The following is a 13,061-nucleotide window of genomic DNA, read 5'->3' as shown; positions in this document are numbered from 1 at the left end:
CTCAGGCCGCATCGGCCATGAACATCCGCTTGACCTCGGTCAGGCTGACTTTCAGCGACGGGGTGCGCGGCAGGGCATCGACGATGCGGATCTCAACCGGCACATGGGTCGGCGGCAGTTCGGCGCGCAGATGGGCCAGCAGCGCCTGTTCATCGACCTGCGCCGCGCTCTGGCTCAACTCCACCGCTGCCACCGGCACCGAGCCCAGCCGGGCGTCGGGGATGCCGACGACCGAAGCATCGACCACGGCGGGATGCTGGCGCAGCACATCGACCACGCGTTCGGGCAGTATCTTGAAGCCTCCGCGCACGATCGCCCCGTCATGCCGTCCCCGGTGAAAGACATATCCGTCCTCATCGATCATCACCAGGTCGGTGGTGCGGACCCAGTCGGGACGGACCGACGGGCAATGCACTTCCAGCAATCCTTCCGCGCCGCGCGGCACTTCCGCCCCGCTCTCGGGGTCGATCGCGCGAATTTCCACGCCCGGCATCGGCAGGCCGGTGCTGCCGCGCTTGCTGTCGCCTTTCTCGGCCCGCATCTGGGGTGTCCAGCGGACGATGGTGCCGCAAAATTCGGTCGCCCCCATGCCCCACAGGATCGGCAGCTTATAACGCTGCTCGAACCGGTCCTGCAGGTCGGGGTCCAGATAGGCTGAACCGCCCGAAACGCTTTTCACGCTCTCCATGTCCTGCGGCGACACATCGGCATCCATGATCATGGCGATCGCGGTGGGATTGAGGCCCAGCGTGTCGGGCCGGTGGCGGCGCAGCGCGTCCACCAGTCCATCGACGCTGAACCGTTCCATCAGGACGAGTGGCGTATTGTTGACCGCAGCGCCGGTCAGCAGGCACACGCCGCCGACGCCGCCCAATGGCCAGATGTTGATCTGCACCGGCGGCGCCTGCCCCGCTTCGGCCCCCGGCGCGCTCATCACCGCGCGCTCCAGCAGTTTCAGCGGCATCGGAATACGCTTGGGCGTGCCGGTCGTGCCGCTCGACAGCACTTCGATGCCGCCGTCGGGCAACGCATCGTCAAACTGGGTGCGGCGGCATTTTGCCAGGCCGTCCATCAACGAAGGCGCGTCATCTATCCCGCCCAAAGCGATGCCCGCGCAGCCAGCCTTTCCCGCCGCTTCCCAGAAATTGGGCCAGTCCTGCTGGTCCGCAAGGATAGCGGCAGCGCCCAGATCCTCGATATTGTCGCCGATCGCGCTCGCGGGCAGGAATGGATAGACGAAACTGATAGACCGCCGATGGGCAAGCAGTCCCACCACCGCCGCCGCATGCGCCAGCCGGTTGCGGATGATGATCCCGACCTTGGCGGACGGCGGGCACCCCGCCGCGTCGAGCAGCGCCACCACGGCCTCGCCGTACCGCGCCACCTCGCCCCAACTGACCCAGCGGCCCTCGAATTCGATACCGGGGTCGCTGCCGTGGTCGCGCAGGTTGGCGCAAAGCTGATCGATGACGTCGTGGCTCACGGCTGGTCCTTAATTCCGCGCGCCTTCCAACAGCCCTTTGAGATTGGACGACATGACCATCTCCTTCTCGGCCATGGAATAGCTGGTCAGTTCATGCAGGAAATCCAGCGGATGTTCCGTTCCCTCGGGATGCGGATAGTCGCTGCCGAACAGAATGCGATTGACTTGCATATGCTCTTTCAGCTCCCCGAAATCGTCCTCGACAAAGGGGGTCACGAAAATATTCCGATGAAATTGATCAACGGGATCATTCATGAATTTCTGCGGCATCTGCCCATAAACATGCTTCAGCTGCTCGATCAGCGGGATGACCCACTTCGCGCCATTTTCGACGCTCACAACCCGAACGCCGGGGAAACGGTCGAACACCCCGCCGCAGATGATCGCCGCCATCGTATCGGAAATCGCCCGCTCGATGATCCGCAGGCAGTTGACGAAAGGATCGGACTCGAACGGCAGCCATTCCGCGCCGCCCGTCCACATCTCGATCAGACGGTCATAGTCGGAATTGGACGCATGGATCGACACGAAGATCTTCGCCTCCTCGATCCGCGCCCAAAATGCATCGAAATCCTTCAGCCCCATCGACCGCCCGCCGCGATAGCCGGGGACCGGGGACGGGCGAATGCAGATCGTCCGCGCGCCTTCCTTGATCAGCCAGTCGGTCTCGGCGATTGCGCGGTCCATGTCGGCCAGCGACACCACCGGCACGCCGAACAGGCGGTTTTCACGGGCAAAGCCCCATTCCTCGCTGGTCCACTGGTTCAGCGCGTGCAGCGCGTCATGCAGGAATTCATGATCGTAGCTCATCCACTTTTCGATCACGGAAAACAGCGTGGGAAACATCAGCGCCGCATGCACATTATGGCCGTCCAGCACCGCCAGGCGCTCCTTACCCGTGCGCCAGGATTCGGGCGGTGCAATCGGCTTGCCCGTCATCTGCCGCATCGTCAGGCCTTCTGGATTCTTGGCCTTGTAATAATTGACGTGCGTGCCCGGCGCGGCCACGCGCTCGAAAGTGGGATTGGGGATATAGTCGGAAATCTGCCCCTTGATCGCCAGCCGTTTGCGCCCGTCCACCTCCACGAAGCGGAAATCCTTGTGCCATTTCTTGGGCAGGTGGCGGAACAGCGCATCCTCCGGCTCATAGAAATGATTGTCGGCATCATAGACGGGAAAGGGCAGGTCGGTCGTGGTCATCGGAATTTCTTTCGGTCAACAGATGATGTCGTGCTGGTCCACTTGTCTTTCACTCGCCGCCAACGGGTCAAACGAGCGAACCGGGTTTCCGGCTACGTGGAAGGTCGCGAACCGGCTGTTCCAAGGCCTTTGACAAAGGACGCCATCGCCGCGACCGCTTCCCTTGCCTCGGCCGATCCGGGCGACATCAGCGGCCACACATGGCCCATGCCCGGCGCAACGTGCAGGCTGACGCGCCTGTCGCCAAGCGCCAGCCTGCTGGCAAAGGCGAGTGCTTCGTCGAGCAACACTTCAGCGCCGCCGGTCAGCAGCAACATCGGCGGGAAATCAGCCGGGTCGCCATTCACCGCCGACACCAGCGGATCATCCGGCGAATGGCCCTGCAGATAAAGCTGCGCGCAATCCTGTACCGCCGCCTTTGAAAACAGCGGGTCGCGCGCGGCGTTACGTTCCAGGCTCGCGCTCTTCGCCGTCAGGTCGAGCATGGGCGACACCAAGATGGCGCCCGCCGGCCGCTCACCCGCACGCGCGGCGAGAATGCACAGCGCCGCCGCAAGCCCGCCGCCCGCGGAATCCCCGGCGATCACGACCGACCGCCCGTCCTGCAACGCCCGATAGACGGCGACAATGGCGTGCAATGCCGCCGGAAAGGGATTTTCGGGAGCCAGCGGGTAGAAGGGCAGGATGATCCGCCGCTCCGCCGCGTCAGCGATCAGCCGCGCATAGTCGATATAGGCCCACGGCGACCCAAGCCGGTATCCCCCGCCATGCAAATAGAGGATGTCGCCATGGGCAGCGCCGCTCGCAGGCTCGATCAGCAGGCACCGCACGCCGCCAATGACCGCCTCAGGCACGGCGCCCGCCGCGTCGCCCGTCCCGCCTGCACGGGCGCGCCGCTCCAGCAACGCCTGATCGGCGGGATGGCCCTGGCGCAATGGCGGCAGGGTCCAGCTACCGGACCCGGTCACAGCACGAACACCCCGCGCGCGAGCTTCCCTGCCTCCAGATCGTGAAAGGCCTGCTCGAAATCCGCCAGATCGTAACGCTGCGTCACCAGTTCATCGAGCAACAACTTACCCTGACGATATTGCGCTATATAGGATGGGATGTCCTTATGCGGCCGTGACGCGCCATAACGCACGCCCATGACGCCGCGGTCCACGAACGATAATGGGGACAGCGATATTTCGGCCATCGTGCCCGCCGCCGTCGTGCCGACAATCACGCAGTTGCCGCCCCAGCCAAGGCTGGCCATCGCATCGCCCAGAACGCGAGTGTTGCCCACGCACTCGAACGCCCAATCGACCCCGCCGCCATGATCGGGACCGCCGCCCAACAGCAAATCCTTGATCCGCTGCGGCGTGTCGCCCTGCGACGCATCGATGAAGTCAGTTGCGCCAAATTGCCGCGCCTTCTCCTCGCGCGAAGCCAGCAGGTCGATGGCGATGATCCGGCTTGCCCCGGCAAGGCGCAGACCCTGCAATACATTGAGGCCCACGCCGCCAATGCCGAAAACGGCCGCCGTCTCGCCAGCCCGCACCCGTGCGCGATTGACGACCGATCCAACCCCCGTCAGCACGCCACAGCCAACCACGCAGGCGATGTCGAGCGGCACGGTGGCGTCGATCTTCACCGCCTGGTTCGATTTCACCACCGTCCTTTCGACGAAGGTCGATGTCGCGGCGAAGCTGGAAACGGGCTGGCCATTGCGGCTAAAGGGCTGGGCGCGGTTGCCGTAGGACTGGCGGCAATGGGTGGGCTTGCCGCTTTCGCACGGGCCGCACCGCCCGCAATTGGCAAGCGTATGCAGCGCGACATGATCGCCGACCGCTAGGTCGGCGACGCCGGGTCCCAGCTTTTCGATGACGCCTGCGCCCTCATGACCCAGCACGGCGGGAGCAGGCCAATCGATCGTGCCGTTGATGACGGAAATGTCGGAATGGCAGATCCCGCTGGCGGCGATGCGCACCAGCACTTCGCCTGCGCCCGGTTCGCGCACTTCGACATCCTCGACAAAGCGGATCTTGCCCGGCCCTTCGTAGATCAGCGCACGCATTCAGCCTCTCCCACACCATCATTCATTTCTGTCGGTTTGCCCGGCCCTGCCGCGTTTTCCATCGCCGCGCGACAATGACGTCCGACCGCCTCGCCCAGCGCCGCGATCCGCGAAAGGGACATGGGCCGATCGAAACCGAACAGCGACAGGGTACACAGCACCGCGCCATCCGGGCCGAATATCGGGGCGGAAATCAGATCGACCTGATGCACGCGATCCGCCTGCGCCTCGATCATCAGATAATCCTCGCCCATCTGCCCGATCAGTTCGGCGGCGCGCTGTTGCCGGTCATCGGCGAGCGGTTCTTCGGCCATGCCCAGCACGGCGAGGCTGGCTGCCCCCTGCTGCGGGCTGCGCCGCGTGACCGCATAGCCCCGCTGCCGCACCATCGCGAGCGACTGGCGCAGGCGATCAGGCTCTATCGAGCCTGCCGCCCTGCCAAGCCAATTGTCGACTTCCTGCTTGTCGGCCCAGGCGAGGAACGGCGTGCCGAGCGGCGGAATGAGCGGCACGCGCTGTCCAATCCGCAGCCCCGGCATACGCCCCGGTCCCTCCGACGCCAAAGCGATCAGGCGATCGTCCAGCCGCGCGGTCAGCAGGCTGTCCAGGTCCAGTTCCGCCGACATCCGGGCGATCTGGTCGCGCGCAGCCGCTACCACCGGATGACACTGAAGCGCGGCATGGCCGATCGCGATCAGCGCCGGGCCAAGCCGGTAGGTCCGGCCCCGCTGTGCGCGGACCAGATAGCCATCGCGCGTCATCGCGCCGAGCAGGGCGTGGCAGGACGCTGGGTTCAGGTCCAGATGCCGCACCAGTTCGGTCAGCGAATAGCCGCGCAGGGGCGATGCCGCCATGAAGTTCAATATGTCGATGGCGCGCGATGCGGCCAGTGCGGGACGAGCCATCGCCGCGCCCTCAGCTCAACACCAGATCGTCCCAATTCACCACCGTACACATGCGGTGATAATCGGGGCTGAGCCAGGGCGCGTTCACCTGAAGCCTGCGATGTTCGCGGTTCACATAATAATTCTTTTCGATGCCGCCCTCCGGCGTCATCTGCAGCCAGTTCAGCGCCTCCGCATCCAGTTCGCGGTTATAGCGTTCGAACGCTTCGGGTTTCACATCGACGCGGCCCTTGCCCTCCTGCAACATGCGCATGATGCACTGCGCGGCATAGCTTGCCCATATCAACCACCATTGCGGCAGGCCGGTGCCGCCGGTCAGCGGTTGGGAATTGGGGCCGTACAGCATGAACAGGTTGGGGAATCGCGGCACCATCATCGACAGATAGGCGCGAGGACCGTCGCCTGCGTCCCATGTGTCGTGCAAGTCCTGGCCATCAAGGCCCTGGTAACGGGCTGGCCAAAGATATTTGAGCACATCGAAACCAGTCGCGGCGATGACGACGTCGAAGTCCCGCTCAGTCCCATCCGCCATGACGAAACCCGTCCGCGTGAACCTGCGCACCGAACCGGTCAGCAGTTCGACATTGTCGCGGGTCAGCGCGCGATACCATCCATTATCCACCACCGGGCGGCGCGACATCGGCGCATAGTCCGGGATCAGCTTTTCGATCAGCTCCTCGCGGCCCCCGGTTTCCTGCCGGATATAGTTGATGAGGAAAGCGCGCATATCGTCATTGGCCTTGCTGACCTTCCCGCCCTGCGCCTGCCATTCCCGATCCACCCGCTGCAACCGGTCGATGTCGAACAGCGGCATGGTCGCCGTGTAGCGCGCCCAGTTCCAGTAGCCCGGCATATTCTCATAAAGCCAGGCCAGTTCCGGCTCGATCGGCGCGCCATATTTTTCGCGCGGACTGATCCATTGGGGGGTGCGCTGGACGACCGTAACCTGCCCCGCTTTTTCAGCAACCGCGCTCAGCAACTGGACCCCGGTCGATCCGTTGCCGATGATTGCGACCCGCTTGCCGGTGAGGTCCAGACCTTCGGGCCACGCGGATGGATGAATGATCTGTCCGGTAAAATCATGAACGCCTTCTATGTCCGGCAGCTGCGCATTGGCGAAGGTGCCGCAGGCGGTGATGACGACATTGGCGCTGATCTGCTCACGCCCCGCAGGCGTTTCCACGTCCAGCGTCCAGATGTTGCGCGCTGCATCGAAGACGGCGCGTTGCACATCATGGTTGAAGCGACTGTTGGCCATCACCCCATATTTGCGCGACACATGTTGAAGATAGGCGCGCACGTCCTCGCCCCGATTGAAATGTTCGGACCAGGGATAGAGCTTTTCGAAACTATATTCATAGGTGATGGACGGCGTGTCCACGCGCACATCGGGATAGCGGTTGATGGTCCAGGTGCCGCCCGCCTCCGGCTGGCGATCCAGCAGGATATAGGGCAGGCCCAGCAACTCGCACTGCACGCCCGCGACGATCCCCGCCGGGCCGCTGCCGATGATGACGACGCGGAAATCCTCTGGAACATCGGGCTTATCGCCCTGCCATTCCACCGCGCACGGAAAGGGGCGGAAGGCAGGAAGGTCGCGGCGCGCTTCAAACTCGACATCGGTCATCTCCGCACCCGACGCCATGGTCATGAGGCGGCGCAGCTCTGCCTCGGACGGCTCCGGCAGCGCAGGACCGCCGGCGTTGTCGGCCAGCCAATCGACGGCGCGGTCGATCAGTAGCACCCGTTGCTCATCAGTCATCCGCGCGGCCGGTGGCAGGGCCCCAACCTCTTCGTCGCCGCTATTCTGATAGAGCGCGATCCGCAGCGCATTCAGGTCCGCCAACGCGACTGCCCGCCGGATCAGGTCAATATCAATCGCTTTTGCAGCCGTGGCCATTCGGATCATCCCAATATCGCAACCGGGCACTCGCCCTTTCGATTTTTGCAATATCGAATTTATAGCTCTGGATAAGCGGCCAGCCGCCACGTTCCGATATGGCGGAAATCTTTGGCAACCGAGCGGGACGCGACCTTGCGAACTCGTCCTAATATCCCAGGAATCGCGGCGTCCGCCGTTCCATGAAGGCTTTTGCCGCTTCGCTGGCGTCATGCGACAGCAGGCTGATCTGGGCATTGGACGCCGCCTCCTGCGCCATGCTTTCTTCCAGCGCGCTGACGGCTGCGGCGTTGAGGTTGCGCTTCATCGCGGCGAAGGCGGCGGTGGGGCCGTTTGCCAATTTGGCCGCCAGCGCTGCGCATTCAGCTTCCAGCCTGTCATCGTCAACCAGCCGATTGATCAGCCCGCTGCCCAGCGCCTGATCCCCGGTCATGGGTTCATCGAGCAGGAACATCTCTCTCGCGCGCGCCGCTCCAAGCAGGCGCGTGAGCAGGTAGCTGCCGCCTGGATCGCCGCATCGTCCGGCGCTGGCGAAGGCCAGCTTGAACTTCACCGTGCGCGACGCGATGCGCAGGTCGCATGCCGCCGCCATCACCAGCCCGCTACCTGCCGCAGGCCCGCGAATGCAGGCGATGGTCGGCTTCGGCATGCGGTGGAGCAGCAACGGTATTTCGGCATGAATGCTCATCCGCGCCGCCGCTTCATCCACCCGCATCGGCTCCGCACGCGCGGCCTTCTCATCGCCCGACAGATCATAGCCCGCGCAAAAGCCCCTGCCCGCCCCGGCCAGCACGACGCAGCGCACCGCCGGATCGACCGACCAGCCCCGCAGGGTCAGGACGACTTCGTCCAGCATCGCTTCGGTCACGGCGTTCAGCCGGTCGGGCCGGTTCAGCGTCAGCGTCGCGACGCCCTGTTCAACCTGCGTCAGGATGCTCATGTGTGGGATTTCACCTTGTCCATGCCCGCGACGATAAACTCGCCGGTCTGGCCATAGGCGGACGCGTGGCCTAGCTGGTGAATGTCGAAACAGCTTTGCAGCGCAGCGCTCTGGCCCATGATGTCGAGCGTCTGGTTGACCGCGCGCTTCGCCATCGCCAGCGCATGCGGATGCATCTGCGCAATCTCGTGCGCGAGCGCCAGAGCCTCTGCGTCCAGGTCGGCGCGCGGCACCACGCGGTTCACCATGCCCCGCCGCTCCGCTTCATGCGCGTCGATGGGCCGTGCCGTGAACAGCATCTCCTTCGCCTTGCGCGCGCCCAGTTCCCATGTGTGGCCATGATATTCGACGCCGCCAATCCCCATCAAGACGACCGGGTCGGAAAAGCGCGCATCGTCCGCCGCGATGATGAGGTCGCAAGGCCAGGCGAGCAGCAACCCGCCCGCGATGCACGCCCCCTGCACCGCCGCAATGGAAGGCTTGGGAATGTCGCGCCAGCGCCTGGAATAGCCGAGATAATGTTTGGCTTCCCATTCATGGATGCCCAGCAGGCCGCGTTCCGGTATCGTCTCCCTGATACGATTGAACGATCCGTCGCGAATGGCCTCGGGACTGACATCGTGGCCGGCGGAAAAATGCTTGCCCTCCGCCCGCAACAAAATGACGCGAACGGACTCATCCTCCGCCGCCTTTTCCCACGCGGCATTCAATTGCTGCAAAAAGGGTTCGTTCTGCGCGTTCGCCCGGTCGGCGCGATCCAATGTGATCGTCGCGACCCGTTCCTCAACCGCATAGCGGATATAGTCTGCCATCTGCTAAATCTCCTGGGCGCTGGTTGCGCGGGAACGGCACGGCGGACATCTGTTACCCGCACCCTTCCGCATGGTCGGAAGCGCTGCGCCGCCAAATTGACATCGCTGCCAGCAGGATGGCCAAGCAGGGCTGCGGGAACAAGGTGGAATTGCGATGAACCTGGAACTGAACGAACAGCAGTTGATGATGCAGGAGGCAGCTCTCCGCTTTTTCGACCGGGACGAGGTAATCCAGGCAGCCCGCACATCGAAGAGCGTCGCCGATGCGTCGATGTGGCGCGAGGCGGCGGACATGGGCTTTGTCACAATGCGCTCGCCCGAGGATGGAGGAGGCCTTGGCATGGGCCTCATGGAGGCGGCGCTCATTTGCGAAGCCGCTGGTCGGGGCGCAGCGCCCGTGCCAATTGCCGACGGTATCGCCGCGTGCAGCCTGCTGGGAAAGCTCGAAGATGACGTAGCGGTTTCACTGCTGGAACAGGCGCTGACCACGCCCATCGCTTTTGATGCGCAGCAAGGATGCATCCAGTTGGCGTGGCGGGCTGACAAGTTGCTGGCCCTGACCACGGATGGCGAACCCCGCGCTGTCGCCAGCGGCAATGCGGCCAAGGCGTTTTTCGACGCCGCGCTGACCGAACGCGCCCTGCTGCGTTCGGCCTGGTTGGTGGGCGCGGGCACGCGCGCGATCGAGATGGCGTCGGCCTATGCCACAGATCGCCAGCAATTCGGCCAGCCGATCGGCGCTTTTCAGGGCGTCGCCTTCCCGCTTGCCGACTCGATTACGGAGATGGAGGGCGGGCGACTGCTGTTGTGGCGGGCCATCTGGGGCATAGCGCAGGGGCGCGCCGATGCGGGCGCGTTGGCCGCCATGAGCAGTTGGTGGACCGCAACCACGGCACGTACCGCCGTGCGGCGGGCGCTGCGCACCTTTGGCGGCTATGGCCTGTCGGACGAATATGACATCCATCTCTATTTGCTGGCGATCGACCGGATGGCGCTCGCCAGCGGCGACCCGGAGGATGATCTGGTGCTGGCCGGCGACCGGCTGTGGGCGGGCGCGCAGGCCGCCTTGCCCGATGCGGGCGATCCCGGCGTGGAAATGGGGTTTACCCCCGGTGAAGAGGCGTTCGCCGCCGAAGTCCGCAGCTTCCTGGAAACGGTGGTGACGCCGGAACTGCGCGCGAAGGCCAAGGCATCCACCGATGGCCATATCCCGGAGCTTCATCGCAAGCTCGCCGCCGCCGGTCTGGCTTATCCGGACTGGCCGGGCGAATGGGGCGGGCAGGACCGCAGGCCCATGGAAGTCACGGCGCTAGGCCGCATATTCGAGGAATTCGGCATTTCCCGCATCCCGATCGGCTGCACCAACATGGGCGCGCGCATGACGATGCAGTTCGGATCGCCCGATCTGAAGGCGGAAGTGCTGCCGCGCCTTGCCGATGGATCGGCACTCGCCTGCCTTGGCTTTACCGAGCCGGGATCGGGATCGGACATGTATGCCGCCCGCACGCGCGCGGTCCGCGATGGCGATGACTGGATCATCACCGGGCAGAAGATGTTCACGACCGGCGCGCATATCTCCGACTATATATTGATGCTGGCGCGCACCGATCCGGACGCGCCCAAGCACAAGGGCATCACGATCTTCTTCTTCCCCCTGAACGTGCCCGGCATCACCATCCAGCCGGTCGATACGTTGCAGAACGAACGGACCAACATCACCTTCTACGACGATGTGCGCGTGCCCGACCGCTACCGGTTGGGAGAGGTCGATGGCGGTCTCAAGGTCATGGCGGCCGCCATGGAGATCGAACATGGCGGCGAAGGCTATCATGTCTATCATCACAGCCTGATGCGCGCCGCGATCGACTGGGCCAGCGCCCCCGATGGGACAGGCGTGCGCCCGATCGACAAGGCGACGGTCCGCGCGCGGCTGGCCCGCGTGCGGACCCATCTGGAAATTGCAGACCTGATGTGCCGCCGCGTCACATGGGCGATCGAAGCGGGACGTATGACCCGTGCCATCGGTCCCATGGCCAAGATGTTCACAACCGAAATCTACATGGCGGACGCGAGCGATCTTGTCGCGCTCGCCGCCCCGGCGACGCTCCATCATGCCAGCCCTTCGCTCGCCACAATCGAGGAATCCTATCGCCAGTCGATAGGCCAGACCATCTACGGCGGCACCAGCGAAGTGCATCGTGGCATCATCGCGCAGCATCATCTGGGATTGCCACGGGCCTGACCGGCGCGCTTCCATATGCGCGGAAAGTTGCTCGCACGCATTGATCCTGAGGACCAACAGCCGATCCTGCCCGCAATGTTCGGGTCAGGGCGCAACATGGCGTTTCCGGTTGAGGGAGAGCGATGACAAATCAAGTTCCGCTGACGGCGCCTGATGCTCATTTGGCTATGGGGGTCGAAGCCCCTGACCAATCCGAACGCTCGCTGAAGCGGCGTCGCACGGCGATGCTGCTGATGCTCGCCTTCATCTACAGCCTCAATTATCTCGATCGGCAGATCGTCATCATCCTGCAGGAACCGATCAAGGCCGATTTTGGCCTGGCGGACTGGGAATTGGGCCTGCTGACGGGTGGGGCATTCGGGCTTTTCTATACGGCGATGGGCATTCCCATTGCCCATGTCATCGATCGCGGTGTGAACCGGGTACGGCTGATCGCGGCGTTCACCGCGACCTGGAGCGCCATGACCGCACTGTGTGGCCTGACGCGCAGTTTTGCCCAGTTTTTCGGCGCGCGAATGGGCGTGGGCCTGGCGGAGGCCGGTTTTGCGCCCGCCGCTCATTCGCTGATATCCGACCTCTACCCGCCAAGGGAACGACCGGCGGCGGCGGGCCTGTTCGCAATTGGCGTTCCCGTGGGCATCATGGCGGGCCTGTCGATCGGCGGCATCGTGGCGCAGGCGACCGACTGGCGCACCGCTTTATTGGTGGCAGGCCTGCCGGGCATAATCATCGCAATCATATTCCCACTGGTCGCGCATGAACCGTTTCGCGGCGGGACCGAAGATGTTCCGGTCTCGCCAAGCAACGGCCAACAGCCGATCAGCTTCCTCCAGGGGATTCGCATCCTCGCGCAGAGGCGCGCCTTTGTTCAGGTGGTCGCCGGCAGCGCCGCTATCGCCTTTGCGCAATCCGGTATCGCATCATGGATGCCATCCTTCCTGATCCGCAACCACGGCATGAACCTGGCACAGGTGGGCGTCAGCCTGGGCCTGCTTACGGGGGTTTGCGGAGCGATCGGGACATGGGCGGGCGGCTGGCAGGGAACCCGCCTTAGCCGGTCGGGCCTTCACATGGCGCTTTGGCTGCCGATCGGCGGCATCCTGCTGTGCGCTCCACTCTACATCGGCACGCTGCTGATGGCGGACGGGCAGAGCGCACTGCTGATGCTGATCCCCACTTTCATCCTGGGGGCATTGTGGACGGCGCCATCCATCGCCCTGACGCAAAGTCTGGCCCCGGTGGCGATGCGCGCACGGGCAAGCGCCGTCTATATCGTCGCCGCCAACCTGATCGGCGTATCAATGGGTCCGCTGGTGGCGGGGATGCTCAGCGACTGGTTCGCGCATCTGCGCGGCGGTGACGCCGCCATGGGCCTGCGCGACGCGCTGATGAGCATCACCTTCTTTTTTGTGCTGGGGGCATGGCACTGGACCTCGGCAGCGCGCACACTGCGGAGCGAAAATTAAACGACCACGGTGCCGGCGGCGGCAGATCAGACCAACGCTGGCCCCACATGAGAACGT

The 13,061-nt window shown here is 64.3% G+C and carries 10 protein-coding genes; 2 read left to right on the top strand and 8 right to left on the bottom strand.

Features of this window, described 5'->3' with window-relative positions:
* Nucleotide 1 precedes the first annotated feature (1 nt).
* The 8 genes from B6S01_RS18720 to B6S01_RS18685 form a co-directional block, all read right to left on the bottom strand.
* On the bottom strand, nt 2-1,483 hold the full coding sequence (locus B6S01_RS18720; RefSeq protein ID WP_037469410.1) for a class I adenylate-forming enzyme family protein: 1,482 nt from the start codon (nt 1,481-1,483) through the stop codon (nt 2-4).
* Between the two features lie 9 nt (nt 1,484-1,492).
* A complete protein-coding gene (locus B6S01_RS18715) occupies nt 1,493-2,683 on the bottom strand; it encodes an amidohydrolase family protein (protein ID WP_037469406.1) in 1,191 nt (396 codons plus the stop codon).
* A gap of 92 nt (nt 2,684-2,775) precedes the next feature.
* Entirely contained in the window at nt 2,776-3,651 is an 876-nt protein-coding gene (locus B6S01_RS18710; protein WP_051908626.1) for an alpha/beta hydrolase fold domain-containing protein, read from the bottom strand.
* Entirely contained in the window at nt 3,648-4,739 is a 1,092-nt protein-coding gene (locus tag B6S01_RS18705; RefSeq protein WP_037469403.1) for a Zn-dependent alcohol dehydrogenase, read from the bottom strand. Before B6S01_RS18705 ends, B6S01_RS18710 begins: the two co-directional genes overlap by 4 nt.
* Nucleotides 4,727-5,644: an IclR family transcriptional regulator gene (locus B6S01_RS18700; RefSeq protein ID WP_037469400.1), complete on the bottom strand. Its 918-nt coding sequence runs from the start codon at nt 5,642-5,644 to the stop codon at nt 4,727-4,729. Before B6S01_RS18700 ends, B6S01_RS18705 begins: the two co-directional genes overlap by 13 nt.
* Nucleotides 5,645-5,654: 10 nt before the next feature.
* Complete coding sequence (locus B6S01_RS18695) at nt 5,655-7,544, bottom strand: flavin-containing monooxygenase (RefSeq protein ID WP_037469397.1); 1,890 nt, start codon at nt 7,542-7,544, stop codon at nt 5,655-5,657.
* A gap of 148 nt (nt 7,545-7,692) precedes the next feature.
* Nucleotides 7,693-8,484, bottom strand: coding sequence for an enoyl-CoA hydratase-related protein (locus tag B6S01_RS18690; protein ID WP_037469394.1), 792 nt, complete (start codon nt 8,482-8,484; stop codon nt 7,693-7,695).
* Nucleotides 8,481-9,296 carry an enoyl-CoA hydratase gene (locus tag B6S01_RS18685; protein WP_037469391.1) on the bottom strand — a complete coding sequence of 272 codons (816 nt, stop codon included), beginning with the start codon at nt 9,294-9,296 and terminating at the stop codon, nt 8,481-8,483. Before B6S01_RS18685 ends, B6S01_RS18690 begins: the two co-directional genes overlap by 4 nt.
* A 154-nt stretch (nt 9,297-9,450) precedes the next feature.
* Here B6S01_RS18685 and B6S01_RS18680 point away from each other — a divergent pair, with 154 nt between their 5' ends.
* Both B6S01_RS18680 and B6S01_RS18675 read left to right on the top strand, forming a co-directional pair.
* On the top strand, nt 9,451-11,538 hold the full coding sequence (locus B6S01_RS18680) for an acyl-CoA dehydrogenase family protein (RefSeq protein WP_051908624.1): 2,088 nt from the start codon (nt 9,451-9,453) through the stop codon (nt 11,536-11,538).
* 122 nt (nt 11,539-11,660) lie between these two features.
* Nucleotides 11,661-13,004 (top strand): spinster family MFS transporter, encoded by a 1,344-nt coding sequence (locus B6S01_RS18675; protein WP_051908622.1) that lies wholly within the window; start codon nt 11,661-11,663, stop codon nt 13,002-13,004.
* The last annotated feature ends 57 nt before the right edge of the window (nt 13,005-13,061 follow it).

The organism is Sphingobium herbicidovorans (genome assembly GCF_002080435.1).
In the GTDB taxonomy this organism is placed as follows: domain Bacteria; phylum Pseudomonadota; class Alphaproteobacteria; order Sphingomonadales; family Sphingomonadaceae; genus Sphingobium; species Sphingobium herbicidovorans.
The sequence above is the reverse complement of the archived record's forward strand: the minus strand, read 5'-3'. Positions and strand labels throughout refer to the sequence as shown.

Excerpts from the sequence above, each read along its gene's own strand:
- B6S01_RS18700 (WP_037469400.1), bottom strand. The coding sequence starts at position 5,644 with ATGGCTCGTCCCGCACTGGCCGCATCGCGCGCCATCGACATATTGAAC.
- B6S01_RS18705 (WP_037469403.1), bottom strand. The coding sequence starts at position 4,739 with ATGCGTGCGCTGATCTACGAAGGGCCGGGCAAGATCCGCTTTGTCGAG.
- B6S01_RS18685 (WP_037469391.1), bottom strand. The coding sequence starts at position 9,296 with ATGGCAGACTATATCCGCTATGCGGTTGAGGAACGGGTCGCGACGATC.
- B6S01_RS18695 (WP_037469397.1), bottom strand. The coding sequence starts at position 7,544 with ATGGCCACGGCTGCAAAAGCGATTGATATTGACCTGATCCGGCGGGCA.
- B6S01_RS18680 (WP_051908624.1), top strand. The coding sequence starts at position 9,451 with ATGAACCTGGAACTGAACGAACAGCAGTTGATGATGCAGGAGGCAGCT.
- B6S01_RS18675 (WP_051908622.1), top strand. The coding sequence starts at position 11,661 with ATGACAAATCAAGTTCCGCTGACGGCGCCTGATGCTCATTTGGCTATG.
- B6S01_RS18715 (WP_037469406.1), bottom strand. The coding sequence starts at position 2,683 with ATGACCACGACCGACCTGCCCTTTCCCGTCTATGATGCCGACAATCAT.
- B6S01_RS18690 (WP_037469394.1), bottom strand. The coding sequence starts at position 8,484 with ATGAGCATCCTGACGCAGGTTGAACAGGGCGTCGCGACGCTGACGCTG.